Raw genomic sequence first — 21,500 nt, forward strand, 5'->3', positions numbered from 1 at the left:
TAATGTTTGGATTCTCTTTTTTTGATTCGAGATCTTTTAACTGCTGGTTAGTTAAGTGGACAGATTCTTTGCGATCTCTAAATACGATAGGTCAAAGAGTCCTGGTTCGGACGGGAGTCTTGCAAATCTAATATATGCCGGAACATTTTCAGAGGAACAAGTAAGATCTCGAATGTACATAAAAGGGTAATTAACCATAACTTAAGGCAAAACCGGGTTGTGGTAATTGATGAACAGCCATTGGTTGGAACGAACCTGTTTAATTTCTTTGCCTTAAGCTAATGTTTAGGTAATATAATTACCATATACTACAACATGAAGTTAAACCGGAAGCTTTTTAGACTATTTATCGCAGAGTTTGTCGGTACGGCTTTACTTCTGGCAATCGGTTTAAGCGCGGTTATCCTCAATTGGGGTAAGGGATCCTGGACCGCCGCTTTGATTCCGTCAGTGCCATACCGACGTTTATTAACAGGCTTTCTTTTTGGCCTTACCGGGTGCATAATAAGCTTATCTCCGGTAGGTAAGGTTAGTGGGGCACATATCAATCCGGCAGTTAGTTTTGCATTTTGGCTAAGAGGAAAAATGAAAACAAAGGCTTTGGTTGGTTATATTATTAGTCAAATGTTGGGGGCTGTAGTCGGATGCCTGCCTCTGTTGCTTTGGCATGAGCAGGGTAGAAGCGTGGGTTATGGAATTACAATACCAGGTAAGCCAGGCGTTATTTTAGCTTTTTGTGGAGAGGTCGCGACTACGGCAGCACTCGTCACCGTGGTGTTTATTTTTGTTGGTAGTAAAAAATTACGCAATTATACACCTTTTACCATGCCATTTTTATTTGGTTTTATGGTATGGGCCGAAACTGCCCTTTCCGGATGCAGCACCAATCCTGCGCGGAGTTTTGGTCCTGCAGTAATAAGCGGTGTATATACCGGATATTGGATATATGTCATTGCGCCGTTAACCGGTGCTGCGTTAACGGCAGCAATTTTTAAACATTTCCGTTTGCATCATTACTACCATATCGAAGCGGCACGGATCAGTTACCATAACAGCCCCTCTCCGCAATCGCAGGATAAATGTAAATAAAACAACCATTAGCCGTCTTAAACAGAAATAGCATTAGCTATGCGTCAATGATATTTCTGTTGTTTCCTTTTTCTTTATTGCAGCATCGGTAATTATGGTGATGTAAAGCGTGTTAATATGATATAGACGCTCAAAAAAAGCATTCATGGTTTCGTTCAAGACAGTTGCCACGAGACAGAAACGCAAATTTGTGATCGAAAGTAGATTACTCTTTACTGATTTTATACAGGATAGCTTTTGAACTATGAAATTAAAGTGTAGAAAACCCGGGTAATTCAACTTTCACTCAGAATCTGCCTATATGTTTGCTACATTAAGATATAGTTATTGAATTGATATGATTAATTTGAATGACTATATCAATACCTGTTGCTTAACATTAACCTTTTTTCAAACTTTTTCTAATATTGTGGCTCATCCCGAATTCAGATTACCCAGATATGACATCAAAATTATAGGTATGATCTTTATCAAAAATAATTTATATCATGTTCATCATCTCTATCAATTACCTTTTGCCGGCTGCAATTGCGGTGATGTGTTAAGCTCCCTGGATATACTCAAAGTCTCATTTCAAAAACCAGTACTTAAGTAATGATTCTTTGGTTTGGTTCATTACAGAGGAAATTAGCCCGATTATTTATCCAAGGCGTCGTGCTATTGTTACTGTCAGGAGTCAGCAGCAGGAGTTACGCGCAGACTGAAAGTGTTACTTCCAGGATCTACTTTCCCGGATCCATTGGGTTGAACCTGCCGTTTGATGACTCCCGGCTCCACTTAAAAAACGGCACGATACTGACAACTGCACTAGAATACAGACCAGTTGATGGGAATGCGATATTCATTCGCTTCAATTATGACGCTATTCACAATCATTATCAGCAGGTTTATTCCAATTCGCCCACCAATGTAAATACAGGAAAACTATCCGCAGACATCTTTTCTCTTGGCTTAGGTTATCGCCGTAAAGCAGGAAGCATCAAACTGTTTGGTATTTTGCAACCCGGGTTAGCTATCAATAGTTATGACCGGGTTAATTTTAATCCGGAAACCATAAGTATCGATCAGATCAGTCGCCACCATTTAAGTATAAAACTTACCTCCGGGATAGAGTATTACCTGGCAGAACATTTTGCTTTAACACTTGAATCCTCTTATTTTTATCTCTCTCCACGTGGAAACTACAAATTACTTAACCCAAGTAGTTTAAATTTCAATATAGGTTTTACAACTACTTTGTTTTAAGTTTTGCAGCCTATTTGCAAAATGTACTTAAGCGACCATACATATTCAAGGTATAGTGTAATAACACGATTGATTCACGATTGGTTATTAATTTAATAACAACCTGATTAATACATTTCCCTTGTTAAACACCTTAGAAAGGGAGCGTCGTTACTTATTTATGATTTAAGCACGAACTAATTTATAGCGTTAATTTGGAATTCAGGCCTAATATTTTAAACGCTTCAATTTTATATTTTTTTGCATGCTTTTCGTAGTCAACCTGGTCATCAAGCATACTCAAAAAATAATAGGCTCCATCCGAGATCACAAAAATCAAATCAGATGCAAGTTCTGCGTCGGCACATTCTATTAATTTCTTATCCATACACTCCTGGATTAAATTTTTAAGCCATTCTCTTAGCAGGAGATGCATTTCTTTAAATTTAAACTTGATCAGCGGATTTCTGAATATGAGCGCAAAGCAATTATAAAATATGCTGTCATCTATATAATTATCCCATTTTCTTGAAAAGATGTTATTTAAAACTTCTACCAGCCGGTTCAAAGGATCGACATCCTCATTCTCAGGAATATATATTTTTTCGTAATTACTAATAATAAAATCGATCAATCCCAGCAGCATCTCCTCCTTAGTGGAAAAATAATGTACCACCAGGCTTGGATGCATATCCAATTCTTTTGCCACTTTACCAAATGAGGTGTTTTCAATTCCTTCGTTTTTAGCGATTTGATAAAAAGCTTCGATTATTCTTTTTTGCTGATCTTCTTTTAAACTTTTTCTACCCATACGTTCGGTAAAATTACCATAAAAGCACAAAAATATAATTGTAAAAATAAATTTACTGAATGTTCAGTTTATTTAATTTTATATTTACGAAAGCTTAACATGCGATGAGTTATTTTGATTGTTTTAAAAAAAGGCGTATGGATAAATTTTACAAAAGAATCTCTTAAACAATGTGCTTCGGTAATATCGATATGATCTACCAGGGCATGGGATGGCTCGGGACATTACTGTTCCTGATATCCTATTATTTGCTTGTTACCAAAAAGTGGAGGCTTTCATCCTATGCTTTTCATATTTCTAATCTGTTAGGCGGCATCCTGCTGGGCATAAATACTTACGTTGATCATTCTTATCCTGCTGCTTTCATCAACATTGCCTGGGCCCTTATCGCATTTTATGGGATGTATAACGATAAATGGAGGAAACAAGGTAGACCTCACAGTACTGATAATCAATAAGTAGATATTATTGATTGTCGCTATGCGAAAATAAAAGTGTAGAAAATCTTCATCTGAAGGTACTGAGAATACAGGCCTACCAAACAAAGATTTAAAAGTTAAACACAGTTATAAAAAGAAAAGAAATCAACAGAGTAAATGCTTTATCCCATTCCAGGTAATCGGGGTAAAATATTAACCGGCATGTGCGAGATGCCGGTTAAAAGAATCGCCATTAAACAGTACATCATTTAATTAACGAATTGCCAATTTATGCAAAAAAAAATTGACCCACGTTTTGAAATATCATGGATTTACAAAACATTTATTGTTGGCGTAGCCACAGTAGCCATTTGCGCTACTACGGCCAACGCTAATAATGCTCCTGCATCACTACCCCGACGCGGTAATCTAATGCGCAAAGATGCCATTGGAAATCAACAGGTATTAAATTTAAGCCACTCAATATCAGTGCCTGCTGAAATTATCAGGGGACATGTAACCGATCAAAAAAATCTTCCTCTTCCGGGTGTGTCTATCCTGGTAAAAGGAACTAACACGGGTACCACAACCAACCAGGAGGGCGATTTTTCGATCAAGGCCAAAACTGGTGATATCCTGATCTTAAAATTCATGGGCTTCAAAAGCCAGGAAGTAACCGTAACAGATAACAAGAAATATCAGATCACGCTTCAGGATGATGCCAAAGGTTTATCAGAAGTAGTTGTTACAGCACTCGGTGTTAAAAAAGAAAAAGCAAAGCTTGGGTATGCCGTTCAGGAGGTAAAAGGCGAAGATCTGGTTAAAGCACGGGAACCTAACGTTTTTTCCAATTTAACAGGCCGCGTTGCCGGTTTAACCGTTCAAAGCTCTACAGATCTGTTCCAGAGCCCAACTATCACTCTTCGTGGCCGGCAACCATTGATCGTAATTGATGGTATTCCGGATCAATCGGCCGATATCTGGAAGGTTAATGCTGACGATATCGAAAATATGACCGTATTGAAAGGTGCCAACGCATCTGCCTTGTATGGCTCTATCGGTCAAAACGGCGCTATCATGATCACAACCAAACGGGGTAAAGGTAAAGACCTGAGCATCGAGATCAATTCATCCACAGAACTGCAACCCAGCTTTATCAGAATACCCAAGGTGCAAACCGAGTATGGTGATGGCTTTAAAGGCCAATATAGCTATGTAGATGGCTCCGGTGGTGGTCCTGAAGGTGGTGGCTGGATCTGGGGTCCAAAATTGGATCAGAAAGATCCATCAACCAAAAGCGGCTTTGTTGAATTACCGCAATATGATAGCCCTATCGATCCGCAAACAGGTAAAAGAATACCTACACCGTGGATATCGAGAGGTAAAGATAATGTCCAGGACTTTTTCAGAACGGGCGTTATTTCATCCAATAACATCAGCATCACCAAAAGTTCAGATAAAGGAGCTTTCCGTGCTTCGGTTTCAAACGTTTACCAGGTTGGTATTGTGCCTAATACCGATTTGAATAATACATCCTTCAACCTGTCTGGCAATTATAACCTGTCTGACAACCTTACTGCAGACGCCCGTATAACCTTCAATAAACAATACACGAAGAACTTTCCCGAGGTTGGTTATGGTCCTACCAACTATTTATACAACCTCATCTTATGGACCGGTGCAGATGTTAGCGTAAAGGATTTGCGTAATTACTGGGCTCCGGGACAGGTAGGCTTGCAACAGCGCAATTATAATAACTCTTATTACAATAACCCTTATTTCCAGGCATATGAGTACTTAAGAGGGTATGATAAAAACAATACCTACGGGTCATTGAACCTGAATTACAAGATCAGCCCTGACTTTAGTATTCAGTTCAGAAACGGGATGAATTCTTACGGACTGAACAGGACTTATGATGAACCAAAAAGCTACATCGGTTATGGTAATAAATCAAGGGGTAACTTCACGGTTTCGAATGACAATTTCTTTGATATTACTTCAGATCTGATAGCCGACTTTAACCATACCTTTTCAGAAAAATTCAAATTGCATGCGCAGGTAGGCGGTTCAAATTATTATCGTAACGATAAATATGGCAGCGCGGCAACAGATGGTTTAACTATTCCCGGATTTTACAATTTAAGTAACTCAACCAACCCGGTTACTGCTACAAATGCCCTGGAAGAAAGACGCACCAGCAGCGTTTACGGTGTTTTGGATCTGGAATATCTGAATGCTATTTACCTGACCGCAACCGGCCGTAATGACTTTATTTCGACTTTACCTACTCAAAATAACAGCTTCTTTTATCCCTCATTTGGGTCGTCTGTAATAATTTCTCAGTTAACCAAACTACCAGATTGGTTTAGCCTGTTAAAAGCGCGTGGATCATGGTCGCAAGTTTCCAGTGCAACTTTAAATGATAACGCCTATACGTACAGCTATTTGCCAACCTATTCAAAAGGCTATACCTGGAACAACATTCCTTCGCTTTCCTATGGTTCATCGATATTGAATGCGAATCTGCATCCCCAAACTTCCAACAGTTGGGAAGTTGGTGTTGATACCAAATTTTTTAACAACCGTATCGGATTGGAAGCCACCTACTACCAGACCAGTGATTTTAACAATATTTTCTCCATTCCAATTTCCAACACCAGCGGTTTCAATTCACAACTGGTTAACGGAAATACCTACAAACGCAAAGGTTTAGAGCTTGTGTTAACAGCCACTCCGGTAAAAATTCCCGGATTTCGTTGGGATGTTGCCGCTAACTTCAGCACCTACCACCGTTATTTAACCGGTATATATAATAATGCACCAACCCTCAATAACCTGAAAGCTGGCGACCGCGTTGATAAGATCTACACCAGCGTATATCAAAAAGATCCAAGCGGCAATATTATTTATGGCAGCAACGGTTTCCCGTTAGATGATACTTTCCCAAGATCGGTAGGCTATGGTGATCCCGATTTTACCTATGGTTTAGAGAATAGCTTTACTTATAAGCAGTTCAGTCTGAAAGTATTGGTAGACGGACGCGTTGGTGGCTTAATGTATTCAACTACCAACCAGAAAATGTGGTGGGGTGGCACCAATATGGGTACACTCAACCATTACCGTGATGAAGCCAATGCAGGCAAGGCTACTTATGTAGGGCAAGGTGTGGTAGTAACATCAGGATCTGTTACTTATGATTCAAATGGCAACATTACCAGCGACACCCGGAAATTTGCGCCAAACACCAAGGCGGTCAACTATATCGATTACATGACCAATACCAGTAATTCGGCCAATACCAACTACAACTATTATTCACAAACATTTTTAAAGATCCGCGAGATCAGCTTTACCTGGCAGGTGCCCGGCAAATGGCTCAAAAGCTCCTTTGTTAAAGGACTTAACCTGTCTGCCGTTGGCCGCAACCTGTTCCTGTTTGCAAAAATTCCGAACGTAGATCCGGATACTGGTGTTGATAATCTTCAAACGCCGTCAACCCGCACCATAGGTTTTAATGCTAATATTAAATTTTAACCAGAAAATTGATGAAAAAGATATTTTTAGCACTGCTGGCCCTGGTGGCTTTAGGTGCCCCCGGATGTAAAAAGTTTAGCGAGTTTCAAACAGATCCTAACAAATCAACAACCGCTACACCCGACTTGCTTTTAAATACCGTTGAACAAAGCGCGTTTCAGTCAACCAGCCTGAACGTTGCCTTAGCAATAAGGCAGATGGCGGTTACGGAATCGGCCTCTAATTATCAATATTATGGCTGGACTCGTGGCGATTTTTCTAATTATAATAATCTTCGCCAGGTAATAAAAATGGAGCAGTCGGCTGCTACCATAAATAAACCGGAATATTTGCCGCTCAGCAAATTTTTCAGGGCCTGGTATTTCCTGCAGCTAACACAAAATTTTGGAGATATTCCCTATAGCCAGGCTTTACAGGGGGAGCAAAACCAAACCACTCCGGTGTATGATAAGCAAGAAAGCATTTACCTGGCTATCCTTGATGATCTGAAAGCAGCCAACGGCCTCATCACCTCGGGCACACCATCTGTTCAGGGAGATATTATTTACGGCGGTAATATGCAACAGTGGAAAAAAGCCATCAATACTTTGTCGCTGCGGGTACTGATGAGTCTTTCTATTAAGGCAAATAATACCACTTACAATTTTAAACAGCGCTTTGCCGATATTGTAAACAACCCCGCGCAATACCCAATTTTCGGCAGTAATGCCGATAATGCCCAGTTAAAGTTCTATGACCTGGACAATGACCGTTATCCCTATTACAACGATAATAGTATCCAAACCGCTTACTATATGGAGGAAACTTTTGTTGATATGCTTAAACAATTGAAAGACCCGCGCTTGTTTAGCTTTGCTCAAAAGGCTCCCAATCATTCCTCCGCAGCGGATAACGATTTTACGGCTTACGGCGGTATAAAAGGCAGCGATCCTGTTGACGTGAATGCGAAAAGACAGGTAAGTGGTGAGATATCCAGGATCAATCCTCGTTTTTACAGTAATCCAACTAATGAGCCCAGTATAGCCATGGGGTACGGAGAATTGCAGTTTATCCTGGCAGAAGCCGCTGCCCGGGGCTGGATAAGTGGAAGTGCGAATAGTTATTATCAGAATGGTATCCAGGCCTCCATGAGCTTTTATGGCATTGATCAGGCAGGTATAAACAGTTACCTAGCTCAAGCAGCAGTACAATTGAGCGGGGCAGATAACATTCAAAAGATCATCACTCAAAAATACATCGCTTCATTTATGAACAGCGGCTGGCAACCATTTTTTGAAAACCGCCGTACAAGCTTCCCAACCTTTGATGTTTCGGGTGATGGTGTATTGAACAACAAACGGGTACCTAAGCGTTTCCTTTACCCACAAACAGAGTTGCAATTAAACCAGCAAAATGTAAACGATGCTATAAAACGGCAGTTTCCTGGTGGCGATGACATCAATGCAACAACTTGGATCATCCAGCCATAATGTGCAAGCAACCTGATTATATTATCTTAGAAAATTAAAAATTATTGCAAATGATCGTTAATATGAAAAAAACATTGCTGATACTTTGTTCGGCGTTAACCCTATCGGCACATGCCCAAAAGGTTAAAAAAGCGGTATATATTATTGCCGACGGCATACCTGCAGATGTTATTGAAAAACTGGATTTGCCAAACCTCAAAAACGTGATCAAAGATGGTAAATATCTCCGGATACATGTGGGCGGTGACAAAGGGACCTATAATGAAACGCCTACTATTTCGGCGGTGGGTTACAACAGTCTGTTAACCGGAACATGGCTTAACAAGCACAACGTACCTGATAACGACATCAAGGATCCAAATTATAACTATCAAACAATTTTTAAGCTGTTTAAAGAACAATATCCCGCGAAAAAAATCGCGGTATTCTCCAGCTGGACAGACAACCGTACTAAACTGATAGGCGAGGGCTTAAAACAAACCGGAAATCTTAAGATGGATTACAAAGCGGATGGCTTTGAGTTAGATACGGTTCATTTTAAGCACAAGGGCGATTATATGCACCGTATTGATGAGGAAGTGGTGGCACAAGCCAGCAACAGCATAAAAACCGTGGCGCCTGATCTGTCCTGGATCTACCTGGAGTACACCGACGACATGGGACATGCACATGGCGACAGTCCGGAATTTTATGATGCGGTAAAGATGATGGATGCACAGATCGGAAAAGTTTATGAAGCGATCAACTATCGCAAGAAGAAATTCAACGAAGACTGGCTGCTGATCATTACCACCGATCATGGCAGAAGCGAAGCTAATGGCAGGGGACACGGCGGGCAGTCAGATCGTCAGCGCAATACCTGGTTGGTGACTAATTATCCTAATCTAAATCAGTACGCCAATGTTGCCGATCCGGGTATCGTGGATATCATGCCTACTTTAGCGAGGTTCATGAATGTGAAACTAACCGGAGATGCAGGTAGGGAAGTTGACGGCACGCCCTTGATCGGAGCCGTTTCCGTAAGTGATGTTAAACTAAATTACTTTCAAAATAGCATCGATGTATCCTGGAAATCATTGGATACCAAAGGAAATGTTAAGATTTATGTTACGCCTACCAACAACTTCAAAACAGGTGGTGTGGATAATTACAAGCTCATGGGCGAATATCCCGTAGCACAACGGCACGCGCTGCTGAATGTAAAAGATCTTCCCTCTGATTTTTATAAAGTGGTACTGGAAGCCCCGGACAATACCGTCAATAAATGGCTAATTATTACTGCGAAAAAATAACCTATTTTTTTGACTCTTATAAAAAAGCACCTTATAACAGGTGCTTTTTTATTGATTTAGGTTTTTAACTCATCTACTTCATATACTCTGTTTGTACTAATAGGTGATTTTGTAATGATTGAACCAGTATTCTTAATATAGACTAATGCGCTTTTAACTATCTTCTGCTTACCAGTGAAATTAGATAATTTTAAAATCTACACGATCATCAGCATCAGTATGTAATCGTGCAGCTACCAGGCCAACATGGGTAAATCCCATCACCGCATCGGCTGCGCAAATACCGGCAGCAACTTTCGGATTCCCTACCGTAAAAGGGCAATCTTGTACCATCTTGTACAGGTTTAAAAATAGATTTGAGGTAAAGCGAAGATTATTAGACCTTGTTTTTTCTTCACCAACAAATGTCACGATAAGCAATACAGTTAAAGCCAGCGAACTAGCCGAAGAAAAACCACGGAGCCACTTCTTTTTACTTTCTGAGATTGAAAATGCAGCACCTATAAAGCCCATGCCCGCCTTAAAAGAAGACAAGGCAACGTGGACAATTTCATAAGTTGTAACATCTGTGATTGTAAATTCGGCTTTATGATTTTTAGCCTGAAGTGCATGGTCCGCCACATTTGCCAAACTTAGTGTACTACTTAATAAGGAAAGGAGAGATTTAATTGTTGACAATTGCCCACGCTTGCGCCGCAGGTTTTGTTGCCAGCCCCCTGCTGCCGGCGCTGCACTTGTTAAATAGTTAAACAGGTCAAATGAGCCTACAATTATTTCAAGCGAACGGGTCACTTCATACATGATCACCAGCCATGACTCGGTTTGGTATACGGGATTGTCCGCTGGTTCTGGATCGGTTAAATTTTTTCCGGCTTTTGGTTGTACCCCTAAGCGTTCTTTAAACAGGGTATTTACTTCGTTTACGTCGATAGCCTTCACTTTATCATGCGGAAACGCGTCGCCGGTGGCTATTCTGTAAATTACGCGCAGGGGTAATGCAACCATTATAGACACAACACGAAGTACCGTAAGTTCGCGACCGCCAAGTATCAGTTTTAAAAGCCCGCTTAGTATCGGAATATCCATTTTTTCGTTTATTACGGCTTTAATGGCATTCAGCAGTAGTTTCAAAATGCTAAATAATGCTACTATGCCATGCTTTACCTCTTCGAGCACAGTGACAGCTATAATTTGCATTAAACGGGTTATTGTTTCACCTATGGAATCGGTTGAGATATGACTAAGCAGGTCGCCGATCATCGAAATGGCTTTTCCTGCGGTGAAAATTTCCTTCTCGAGCAAATCTTTTAAAACTCGCTCAATCTCTTCAGTAAAACTATCATTACTACCTGACGATAGTGTAGGTGAGGATTGACCATGAATCAAATGATAGGTAGCTAAATTGGCAGCCGGGTTTTGTAAAGGGCCGCTTCGCCCATCGGTTTTGTTGGTTTTGGTTGTATCCCCCAGCTTATTAACAATGTCTTCACCCGCAATAGCAATTTCAATGTCCCGAAATATCCCAGTAATTTTATCGCTTAATACATCTGCAGTACCAGCAATAATATCAAAACCATTGTTGATCACATCGCAGATCTTATCACTGGTTTCCAGAACATCGGTCCATCCGATTAACTTACCCAGCCATTCCAGAATTTTTTCCAGGTCGATGCCTATCAGCTTCAATACCCAGTTAAGGGCCTTAAACACGGCGCCGAGCGTATCCAATACAATGTTGAGTATTTTATCGCCTATAGCCAGTACAAATTGCAAACCCTCGTCAATTTTTTTCAAAACAAATTGTATCCCGTTTTCGAGTACAATTAACCCCTGCCTGATAGCGGCAATCGAAGTGTTAACAAACTCCGACAGGTAATGCAGGGCATCCCCGGCAAAATTTACGATCTCATCAAAAATATTACCCGGTGCGGCAATAAGTTCCAGATTGCCCGAAGCACCATAACTGAGCATGAAATTATCGGGCAGACTGTTAATCTCAAATCTGCCTGTGTGTAACACGCCTTTGTTTTCTACTGCTGTGAAGGTGTAGGAATCAAGAGCATTGCGGTTGCTACTTTTGAGCTCATGTCCCTTGTCTGCAAGTTGTGAGATATTACCGGCTACTGCTGTTAGGGTTTCATCATCATAACTACTGTTAGATAATACGGGTTTACCATCCTCTGTTTTTGCCCCCTTTAAATCGGCTGCCGATTTTATGTTTGCCAACCCTTTGGTTATTTTTCCGTTTGGATAAATATTAAGCGTTTTATCCATCCAGTCGGCAGTGAGGTGATAAATAGGGCAGGCGATATCATCGGTCATGGTGATAATGGTAATGTTACCCATGATATCGGTACTTACCTCTGCACTGCTGCCCTGGTCAAGGCTGTAGAGGAAGCCATTAATGGTCACATACACCCATTCCGACGCTGTGATTTTTACCTTCTCTTCAATCAGTATCTCTCCTTTTTCGCCTTCAAAGTGCAAATGTGTGGTATAGGAATTAAACTCAATAACATCTGTTTGCTCAGGTACGTTAATTACCTGCTGCCGCCATAATGTCGAACCGATATCCTGCCAGTAATGCTGGATGCTTTTATCCTGGGTTATCAGAAACAGCTCATTTCCCTGTCGCCCGGTATTGCGTATTGGTGCAATATGCAGTACATCCTCCTTAAACAATACCGGGTCATTCCATACATATTTTTCGCCTTTGGCCTCCTTTTTACCATATATATAGTACAGCTTATTACCTGCAGTTGATGCCCACACTACTATACTATCCTTATCCTGCCTTATAGTTAGTTCATGCACATCTTTTATTTTATCAGTTACCAATCCGCATTTGTTTACGGAGGCATTTTTAAAACAATATACCCCGGTTGATGAGCCCACAAAAATATCGGAGCATATAGAAATGCTTTTGTTTTTTGAACCTGTGGGTGTGCTGATGCAATTATAGGTAAGATGACGAAAAGGCTCGGGTATCATCACATTGCCGGCACTGTAGTCATAGCTTAACGACCCTAAGCTGGCATCGGCAAGCGTAGTGCAGGCAAGAGTTTGGCTTTCGCCGATATCGTATATGAAAAAGATTCCCGTTTGGCCAAATGCATATCCTATAGCAATATCTTTTAGGCTATCCGGGTGTTGTTTTACATCTTCCGGAAACTCATACTTCCGGGCACCTGCCGATCCATTTAACAGGTAGTAATATTTGTAGCCCTTAAGATTGCCGGCAACTATGCTTACTGGTGCTTTGCCATCATCACTAATGTTCATCAGCATTTGCTCAACTTTAAACGCCGCATCTACACCTTCAATTTTGTGTGACAGTGATGCGAAGTTTGCCCAGTCGGTTTCCGCGAAATTGTTTGAAAGGCGCGAAGCGGTGAAGATTACAGTATCACCCCCTGATTTTTTAACCATAGCAAGCGTGATCGAAATCCTCCCTTTAGCGTCCTGGGTCATGGCAAACGATACAGCATCCAGATCGGTCCCCAAACTATCGCTTAAATTAATTATTCCGTAGCCACCTTGTACAGAGCTATCGAGCTTTATAAGCGAAAATTTTTTATCGGTACCGATGGTGAAAATCATTGGCCATCCCTGATTGTCCTGTCCTACCTCAATATTTCCGGTAGGGTTGAGCGGCGAGGTGTGCTGCTGATTTTTCATTAGCTCGGCAACAATTGTCACATCTGCATTTGAAAATGCTTTGCCTTTAGCGGCAAGCTTTATTACATCGGTATCGTTCAATACCTCATTGTTATTAAGTGAAAACATTTTGATTTGATTTTTAGGTAAAAAATAGTTTTGAATCCCCTGATTAGCTTACCGAAGTAAGACTAACCTTACGTGTGGTTCTTAATGCCTCTAGTTTTTGAGCGAATTTCCTTGATTCAACCGCCACCTGTGAGTCTGTTTTGTAAGTAAGCGAAAGCGCCATATTACCTGTGGTATCCGCAACAGGATTTTTGAAAAAGAATACACCGCCCGCGGGGAGCATAACAGCGCTGTTAAAACTATCGTCCATATTACTTAAGGCAATAGCAATGTTGCCAAGCCCTGGTACCTGTGTTTTGAAAATATCGTCTAACAGCGACGAGAGGTTAAGGCCAAGAAAACTGAAAATGCTTGTCAGGAAGCTAAGTACACCACCTATTCCGTCCCAAACGTCGGCACAGGTATTTTTGCCTGACTCTGGTTGATATTTGTCTACAGTGCAGCTCTGTTCAAATTTAAGGGTAGGGTGACCATCTTTGTCTTTTACCACTTTGATAATGAATTTTGCGCTCCATTCGGTTCGCGTTTCTGCCCAGGCCCTTGCTGTGCATATCATATTTTTTTCCTTGCTTTTGTAAACAAACATACTTCCTTTAACATCGTAATGTATTTCTGTAGGATGGTTGCTGATCTTTACTTCAAAACTGTTCTGGTAAATGTCACTTTGGATATTCCAGTCGGATATCGCAAATTTATAGCCTGTTGCGGTAGCCTGTTTAGCCTCACTATACTCCTTTTTGGGGCCTAATGTCAATCCCTCTTTTAGTTTGTCATAGGTCTGGTCACGTAGTCTTTCATATAGAGGTTTAAGGATAAATTCTTCGCTGAAGCGGGATGCAGCATATATCATTTTCGCATCGCATTGGTCGTCGGGCGAAATCCAGTTACTTTCAAAATTATCAACACTGCTCTTGATGGTACCGTAACCGCCTTTGGTAACCAGTGCAAAGTTTAGGGTACTCAAATGCTGATGAACATTATCATGAAACATGGTGTAGGTTGTGCCTGTTGGCTTAATGCTATCGGGTACCTTTTCTTCTGCAGGTATGGCTGTTTGATCGTTCTGCGTTATGCTGTATCCCAGAATAAAGGGATTGCCTGTTTGGGTAAGCCATTTCAGATAAAAGTTCATGAAAATCACCAGCTGTTCTACACCTTGGTCTTTCGCTTTACCGGCATCAGTTTTTTCAGGGTCAAATTTCATCAGGTCGGTCGACTGGAAATTCATGAACAGGTGGTTTACATCAAACATATTTGACATAAACTTATTTAGCTGGTCTTCCACAAAGCCTGGTACTTTTATGTCCTTTGCCAAATTATCCTTTTGAAGTTGTTTCAGGTCCATGTTTATGGTAACCGCATATTGCCAGCCGGCAGCATCATAAGATACGAGTTTGGCTTTCTGGCCCTGACCCTTCCAAAACCAAACATTTCCTGCCAGGAATTTTAATATGAAGGTGATAACTTTGCCGCTGCTGCTGATGCTAACCTGAGGTTGTATCTCTACCTCTATTGTGGCTGATAAAGGTTCACCCTTGGCATTACGCGGAATATCGTCTGGCGAATCATAAACTTTAAATTTATACTCGTCGGTTTCTTCATCCAGTTCCTGCGTAATGATGAGCTCAGGATGAATAGTACCCATCCTGAGCAAATGGGTAAGCTGGTCATTAATGGTTTTTTCGGTAATGCTCACAACCATATCAAAATCTTTGAATACATCTGTGTTTTTCATGCTCTTTTAGTGTTTAATTGATTTGTTTTTAAATAAATAGCTATTTTGTTTAAAAGGGAATAGTAATTCCCGAAGGCTAAGGTAGCTGACGGAGCGAGGGGGATACAGACCGGAAAAAGGGTTATTACAGGCGGGTTTAACGCTTTATTAAAGGCTTGAAACAGGGTGGCAAAAAGCGGATTTAAGGCAGGCTTAAAGCGGGTTTCATCCTTGCGTAGTTAATCATTAATTAATTGCTTTGTAGGGGGATATTTCTTTTATATTTAAAAATTAAATCACAATTAATTATCCCTTCGGTTACTAAATCTTTTAATGATGAAATCACTCAATCTATTCCTAATTACGGCCTTTATCGCTCTAGCGATAGGCGCATGTAAATCACAAAACAATGATAATACACTGACACCCGCTGATGCCCAACTGTTGAAGGGGGCCATCAGTGATTCCACTGCGCGCAGACTGGTTAAAAATTTCGGAGGCCGTGCCCATGTTTTTAAACGAGGAGGACTAGTACGTCCTGACACACGTACAGTTTGGTTCAGTAAGGAGCAGCTAAGAAGCCTGTTAAATCGTGTAGATAGTGAAAAGGGCGACGGCATCCGTTTTTACCTTGCCGCTTACGACTCTGTTAAAAAAACAGATACCAAAAATATCAAAGAGGCTTATCTGAACTATTCTACATTGGTCATGGTTTCTACGCGCTTCGACTCTTTGAACAAGGTGCATTTAGATTATTATAAGAATGTGAAGAGCCTGGTTGGTTCCATTATCATGGCTACACCAGAAAACCAGGGAGAATTATGCCCACCACCGGCCGTCTGTTTGGCATCCGGCGCAACTTTATTGCAATAAATAAAAAGCTATGTCGGCCTATATAACGGTAAATACAACGGCCGAAGCGCTTTGCTTCGTGGTAAGTTTATTTTGTTTATACAGGGATAAGGAGCCAGCCTGGCGGCTCTTTATCTGTTTCCTGCTGGCAACCGTATTGGTTGAAATTTGCGGTATTTATGTACGTACGGAGCTGCACCGGCCTAATTTTATGTTATACAATGTATTTCTGCTGGTTGAAGGCCTGGTGCAGAGTTATTTTTTTTATTATCTATACAAAACTTACCGCGATACCCGTAGGCTGTTTACTGGATGGTTAATTATTTTTGCTTGTTTTTATTTTACTGAGCTTATTGAAAAACATTTTGAGGCTTATGTTTCAGCATCATCCACAACTATGTCTATCGGTTTGATCCTGGCATCGGTTTATTTTTATTATTTATTACTAAAAGAAGAAAAAGCAAGACACCTGATTACCTATGCGCCATTTTGGTGGGTTAATGGCACCATCTGTTTTTATTTTGCAGGCATTGCCTGCAATCTTTTTTTCACTTACCTGGTTCAGGACAGAACGCCGGGCATCGGCCACTCGGCAAGATACATTGTGTTTAGCATACTAAACATCATTTTGTATTTAAGCTGGTCGTACGCTTTTATATGCAGATATCGTCAAAGGATCTTATTTTCCTCATCGGATTAGCTTCTGTCATTTTCCTGATTGCGCCGGTAACACTCATTAGTTTTGTGATGCTGCACAATAACAGAAAAAAACGACATGAAAAGGAAAAAGCGTGGCTAAAAACCAGCTTTGAAAATGAGCTGCTGAAAAGTCAGATGGAGGTGCAGGAACAAACCATGCAAACCCTGGCCGGTCACCTGCACGACAACATCGGCCAGTTATTAAGTCTGACGACTGTTACACTGAGCACCATTAAACCTGACGATCCTGAGCTTGTACGCAAAAAAGTAGATTCGGCCTCCCAGCTGGCAAAGCGTGCCATTAAGGAACTTCGACAACTTTCCAGGCTGATTTACGGACAGGAACTGACCCGCAGAGGACTTGCCGAAGCCATTGCTTTTGAACTCGATTATTTAAGAACGGCAGACTTGCATATTATTACATTCAACAGTAATTATAAATCTAAAGAAGGGCAGCATGATAAAGAGATTATCTTGTTCCGTATTTTTCAGGAAATACTGAATAATGCCGTGCGCCATGCCGAAGCCACAACCATTGATGTTGTAGTTCATCAGGATGAGCAAAACCTGGAGGTGAAGATAAAAGATAATGGAAAGGGCTTTGTTGAAGAAGAAGTGATAAAGGAGAAGAGCGGGATGGGTTTGTTTAACATTCGTAAACGAGTAGCCCTTATTGGAGGTGATATAAGCATTTTTGCACAAAATGGCACTGAAATTAAAATTGTAGTACCTTACCCATGAAATATGGAAAACAAAGAAATCAGAATTGCTGTTGTAGATGACCATACGCTTTTCCGCCAGGGGATCAGCAGCCTGCTTTTGGAAAACGAAGAAATCAAGATCGTGTTCGACGCGGCAAACGGCGCTGTGATGAAGGAGAAAATAGGTAAACACCCATTACCCGATGTGATACTGATGGATATTACCATGCCCTTGGTTAACGGTTATGAGGCTACACGCTGGCTTAAACAAAATTATCCTTTGGTAAAAGTACTTGCCCTGAGCATGTTTGAGGACGATGAGCCGATTATCAAAATGCTGAAATGCGGGGCAGGTGGTTATATCTTAAAAGAATCCAATGCCTCTGACCTGATGTACGCTATTAAAACCATTGCCAGACACGATTATTTTTTAAATGATCTGGTGTCGGGCAAATTGTTGCGCTCTATCCAGGACGAAGTAAAAGTCCCTGACCCCATTGCTGATTTAACTGCTAACGAGATCCGGTTTTTAGAATTGTGCTGCTCCGAACTCACTTATAAAGAGATAGCGGGTAAAATGTGCCTGAGCCCGCATACCATTGACAACTATCGCGATGCCCTGTTCCAAAAACTCGACCTGAGATCGAGAACAGGGTTGGTAATATTTGCGCTAAAAAACGGTATTGCAAGATATTAGAGAGCTCAATTGAACCCTATTTACTTGTTCTTTTTCTATATCGCTTAACGTGGCAAAGATAATAGGTTGCTTGGCATTAGTGATATCAGCGCTACCAACCTTTGAGCTCATTATATTCTTTAAGTCCATCGGTGCATGCTCAAAAGCATGTATTCCAACGGAAAATTGTTTGCCATAAACCACAAATCATTTGTTTCGATTTGCTAATCGGAGTGTCACTACTGTTAACAGAAAGACCGTGTCACGAATTTTTGAGCATTTTTGGTGTTTTTTGAGCAATTAATGGAAATGAAAAGCCCTGTAAAATATTATTTTACAGGGCTTTAATCATATTTGATGATTCAAAAAGTGGAGCCGGAGGGATTCGAACCCTCGTCCAAACATGGTATAAGGTAAGCTTTCTACATGCTTAGCTTCTGTTTAATTGTAGGGAAGGGGAAGGTCAGTCGCTTACCTGTACCGTCTTCCTTAGGTGCTTTATCTCGCCTGCTTTGCACACCATTAAGCTGGCCAGTTCCGTTTTTCGATGCCCCGATTGCCGATTCAACAGAACGGAAAACCGGCGGGACAAAAGCTAGTTAATTCTAAATTAAGCAGCTAAGGCGTAGTTATTTTCGCCATTTGTAAGTTTGAGCGTTCAGATTTAAGCGCTAATTCACCCAACGCGCTGCATGCTTACTTACTTATCTCCATCCTGTCAATTCCGGTCGACCCCATTTTAATTGAGTTGCTTTACCTGTCGGCAGTTTGCAGTTAAGGGTACAAATATACAGAAAATACTTTGCAGTTGATGAACACTTCTATCCAACAAGATGTTTTATGAACGGTATTTTACTCATTACGTATACTAAAAGCCAGGATAGTAAAAAACATGACAAAGCTATAACAGGGATACTAAATGCTGGATTAAAAAGAGTGTAATTAATTTCGGCCAGGTCAAAAAGAGTTAATATTAATGCATGACTAAAATAGATCCCCAAAGTGAGTTTTCCTGCATTTTGGATTATTTTATTCAGTATAGGGCTCAATTTGACCACTGTGTGCTTAGCAGTTAAAAACGCACTTGCCGAAAGCAGGATAATAAATGGACTTATTGGCTCATAAAAAAAAGTGCTTAATTCATGATTTTTTAGCAGTAGGTAATGAGTGCCCAGAACGATGATTGACGCCATCATAACGAATGCCGCTGCAGTCATATAAACCAAGCCACGAATATGAAAATTTTTATAAGTAAGATAATAACCAAGCACCAGGTATCCAATATATCCTGTAAAATTATGAAGGTCGATAGCAGTATCGAAGCTACTTAAATAAGGCTTGCTGATCAGCACCGTTAAAAACCAAATACCAAGAAAATATAACAGCTCTTTTTCTGATGCCTGCTTTACAAATTTGCCTATGACGGGTATAAACAAATACAAGCCTATCAACAAATATACGTACCAGAGGTGATAGTAGGCACCGGTTTGAAACTGGAGTAAGATTAGCCGGATGTTTGCCCAAATACTGTCTGTAAAAACAAACTCTTCATTGTAGCATCGGTAAAGTACATAAACCGTACTCCAAAAAAGGAAAGGAAGTATAAGTCGGCCAAGCCTTTTCTTCAAGAAATCGCCCAGCTCATAATCCCGGTGCAGCAGCAAAGCGCCGGTAATCATCACAAAAACCGGTACGGCAAAACGTACCAGCGCATTATAAATGTCGGCTACCAGCCAATCTTGTATAGGGTTTCCTTTATGATAAAAGAGCAGGGGTGAGGCCGTGTGTAATACCACCACTGCAAACATGGCTATCAATCGTAAGTTATTTATCCAGGCTATGTTTTGCCGCGTATCCTGAGCGCTCTCCTGGTTAAACCTCATTTGTCAGAATAGTAATGGTTGGTTTAGGCATTTGGAATATTATTATTTACTAATTCAGGTAAATATAAAAACACCAATTATAAAATAAGGAAAATTAGTCTTTCTTTATTAGGTTCCGCTGTTTGCCACCCCAGTCACTTAATTGTTTCAGGATGGGGCCCAGTTCAAGAGCCATTTCGGTGAGTTCATATTCTACCCTCGGTGGCACTTCGGCAAAAACAGTCCGTTTAACCAGGCCATCCTCTTCCAGAGCTCTTAATTGAAGGGTTAGCATACGTTCTGATATATAAGAAAACTCTTTTTTAATCTCGTTAAACCTTCGTTTTTTGGTGCACAACTTGTCCATTATCAATAATTTCCATCGACCCCCAAGCTTATGAACCGCATAAGTAAGATCACAATCAATTACACATATTTCATTACGGGTATAGGTTGAGTTTTGCTTTCTTCCGGCCATTAGTTACTTTTTTGTTAGTACCATACAATTAATTACTTACCGTACAAATTTAAGGTTGCCGCCTAATTTTGCCAAAGAATTTTTTGACAACAAGTAATATTATAAAAATTATGGATCTGTATTTAAAAGGAAAAACCGCGGTAGTAACCGGCGCCAGCCAGGGCCTTGGGCGGGCAATTGCCAAAGAATTGGCTATAGAGGGTGTAAAAGTATTGGCCACCGCCCGCAATGAGGAATTACTAAAAAGTCTGCAGGAAGAAGTAGTAGCTGCAGGAGGTGTAGAGCCGGTTATATTTATACAAGATTTTGTTGCCCCCGATGGGCCTCAGAAAATCGCGGCGGCAGCTTTATTAAGCCTGGGTCATATTGATATACTGATCAATAATACCGGTCGAAGCCAGCCACTGGATGTTATTGGATCAGATGAAGCCTGGAGCGAGTCGATGACGATGGATTTTGACCGCCACAGACAATTGACCCAACAATTGTTACCGCATTTTATAGAGCGCAAGCAAGGTTCAATTTTGAACATCACCAGTACTTATGAGCTGCGCTCGATAAATGTTTCGGCAGTAGCCAAAGCAAGCATAGTAATGTGGTCAAAACAATTGTCTGGACAATTAGGTAAATACGGTATCAGGATCAATTGCCTGCAGCCTGGTCTTTTGGATACGGCCAATGTGCGCCGCGGCTTTACCGCCGAAGCACGCAAGGAATTTGCTGCCCGCGAAATCCCTCTGGGTGATTTTGGCGAACCGCAGGATATAGCCAATATGGCCACCTTCCTGGTATCGCCCCGGGCAAAATACATCACCGGTACAGTCGGGGTAGTGGATGGCGGGATGCGTCACTATGCTTTCTGATCTCTGTAAAAAAAAGGAGAAAATTAAA

The 21,500-nt window shown here is 40.9% G+C and carries 16 protein-coding genes and 1 other RNA gene; 11 read left to right on the forward strand and 6 right to left on the reverse strand.

All coding sequences use genetic code 11. The features are described 5' to 3' along the window. Positions 1-315 precede the first annotated feature (315 nt). Together G7092_RS01360 and G7092_RS01365 are read left to right on the forward strand one after the other, a co-directional pair. Positions 316-1,089, forward strand: coding sequence for an MIP/aquaporin family protein (locus G7092_RS01360; RefSeq protein WP_166085446.1), 774 nt, complete (start codon positions 316-318; stop codon positions 1,087-1,089). A 654-nt stretch (positions 1,090-1,743) separates the two neighbouring features. Continuing rightward, a complete protein-coding gene (locus G7092_RS01365) occupies positions 1,744-2,334 on the forward strand; it encodes an outer membrane beta-barrel protein (RefSeq protein WP_166085448.1) in 591 nt (196 codons plus the stop codon). A gap of 181 nt (positions 2,335-2,515) precedes the next feature. On the opposite strand, the gene G7092_RS01370 is transcribed toward G7092_RS01365, so the two are convergent. Further along, positions 2,516-3,124 carry a TetR family transcriptional regulator gene (locus G7092_RS01370; RefSeq protein ID WP_166085450.1) on the reverse strand — a complete coding sequence of 203 codons (609 nt, stop codon included), beginning with the start codon at positions 3,122-3,124 and terminating at the stop codon, positions 2,516-2,518. Positions 3,125-3,294: 170 nt separating this feature from the next. On the opposite strand from G7092_RS01370, the gene G7092_RS01375 reads away from it, so the two are divergent. The 4 genes from G7092_RS01375 to G7092_RS01390 all read left to right on the forward strand — a co-directional run bounded on the left by G7092_RS01375 (position 3,295) and on the right by G7092_RS01390 (position 9,841). Beyond that, complete coding sequence (locus G7092_RS01375; RefSeq protein WP_166085452.1) at positions 3,295-3,582, forward strand: CBU_0592 family membrane protein; 288 nt, start codon at positions 3,295-3,297, stop codon at positions 3,580-3,582. 252 nt (positions 3,583-3,834) lie between these two features. Beyond that, complete coding sequence (locus G7092_RS01380; protein WP_202985192.1) at positions 3,835-7,080, forward strand: SusC/RagA family TonB-linked outer membrane protein; 3,246 nt, start codon at positions 3,835-3,837, stop codon at positions 7,078-7,080. 11 nt (positions 7,081-7,091) lie between these two features. Further along, complete coding sequence (locus tag G7092_RS01385; RefSeq protein ID WP_166085455.1) at positions 7,092-8,549, forward strand: SusD/RagB family nutrient-binding outer membrane lipoprotein; 1,458 nt, start codon at positions 7,092-7,094, stop codon at positions 8,547-8,549. Positions 8,550-8,611: 62 nt separating this feature from the next. Continuing rightward, entirely contained in the window at positions 8,612-9,841 is a 1,230-nt protein-coding gene (locus G7092_RS01390; protein WP_166085457.1) for an alkaline phosphatase family protein, read from the forward strand. A 180-nt stretch (positions 9,842-10,021) separates the two neighbouring features. Here the strand turns inward: G7092_RS01390 and G7092_RS01395 are convergent, their stop codons facing one another. After that, entirely contained in the window at positions 10,022-13,627 is a 3,606-nt protein-coding gene (locus G7092_RS01395; protein ID WP_166085459.1) for a hypothetical protein, read from the reverse strand. Between the two features lie 43 nt (positions 13,628-13,670). Next, positions 13,671-15,362, reverse strand: coding sequence for a hypothetical protein (locus tag G7092_RS01400; RefSeq protein ID WP_166085461.1), 1,692 nt, complete (start codon positions 15,360-15,362; stop codon positions 13,671-13,673). Between the two features lie 312 nt (positions 15,363-15,674). Between G7092_RS01400 and G7092_RS01405 the strand changes: the two genes are divergently transcribed. Genes G7092_RS01405 through G7092_RS01420 form a run of 4 tightly spaced genes read left to right on the forward strand, consistent with a single transcriptional unit; the run spans position 15,675 to position 18,290 of the window. After that, positions 15,675-16,214 (forward strand): hypothetical protein, encoded by a 540-nt coding sequence (locus tag G7092_RS01405; protein WP_166085463.1) that lies wholly within the window; start codon positions 15,675-15,677, stop codon positions 16,212-16,214. A gap of 10 nt (positions 16,215-16,224) precedes the next feature. Next, positions 16,225-16,893, forward strand: a complete 669-nt coding sequence (locus G7092_RS01410) for a hypothetical protein (protein ID WP_166085465.1) — start codon at positions 16,225-16,227, stop codon at positions 16,891-16,893. After that, positions 16,851-17,633 (forward strand): sensor histidine kinase, encoded by a 783-nt coding sequence (locus G7092_RS01415; protein ID WP_166085467.1) that lies wholly within the window; start codon positions 16,851-16,853, stop codon positions 17,631-17,633. The genes G7092_RS01410 and G7092_RS01415 overlap by 43 nt, the downstream gene beginning before the upstream one ends. Positions 17,634-17,636: 3 nt before the next feature. After that, a complete protein-coding gene (locus G7092_RS01420; RefSeq protein ID WP_166085469.1) occupies positions 17,637-18,290 on the forward strand; it encodes a response regulator transcription factor in 654 nt (217 codons plus the stop codon). Positions 18,291-18,636: 346 nt separating this feature from the next. Here G7092_RS01420 and ssrA read toward each other — a convergent pair. From ssrA to G7092_RS01435, 3 genes are all read right to left on the reverse strand, one after another. Further along, positions 18,637-19,005, reverse strand: a transfer-messenger RNA (tmRNA) gene (ssrA, locus tag G7092_RS01425). Between the two features lie 85 nt (positions 19,006-19,090). After that, positions 19,091-20,152 carry an acyltransferase gene (locus G7092_RS01430; protein ID WP_166085472.1) on the reverse strand — a complete coding sequence of 354 codons (1,062 nt, stop codon included), beginning with the start codon at positions 20,150-20,152 and terminating at the stop codon, positions 19,091-19,093. Positions 20,153-20,246: 94 nt separating this feature from the next. Continuing rightward, complete coding sequence (locus tag G7092_RS01435) at positions 20,247-20,609, reverse strand: winged helix-turn-helix transcriptional regulator (protein ID WP_166085474.1); 363 nt, start codon at positions 20,607-20,609, stop codon at positions 20,247-20,249. A 110-nt stretch (positions 20,610-20,719) separates the two neighbouring features. Here G7092_RS01435 and G7092_RS01440 point away from each other — a divergent pair, with 110 nt between their 5' ends. Next, complete coding sequence (locus G7092_RS01440) at positions 20,720-21,472, forward strand: SDR family NAD(P)-dependent oxidoreductase (RefSeq protein ID WP_166085475.1); 753 nt, start codon at positions 20,720-20,722, stop codon at positions 21,470-21,472. Positions 21,473-21,500: the final 28 nt, after the last annotated feature.

Source organism: Mucilaginibacter inviolabilis (assembly GCF_011089895.1).
In the GTDB taxonomy this organism is placed as follows: domain Bacteria; phylum Bacteroidota; class Bacteroidia; order Sphingobacteriales; family Sphingobacteriaceae; genus Mucilaginibacter; species Mucilaginibacter inviolabilis.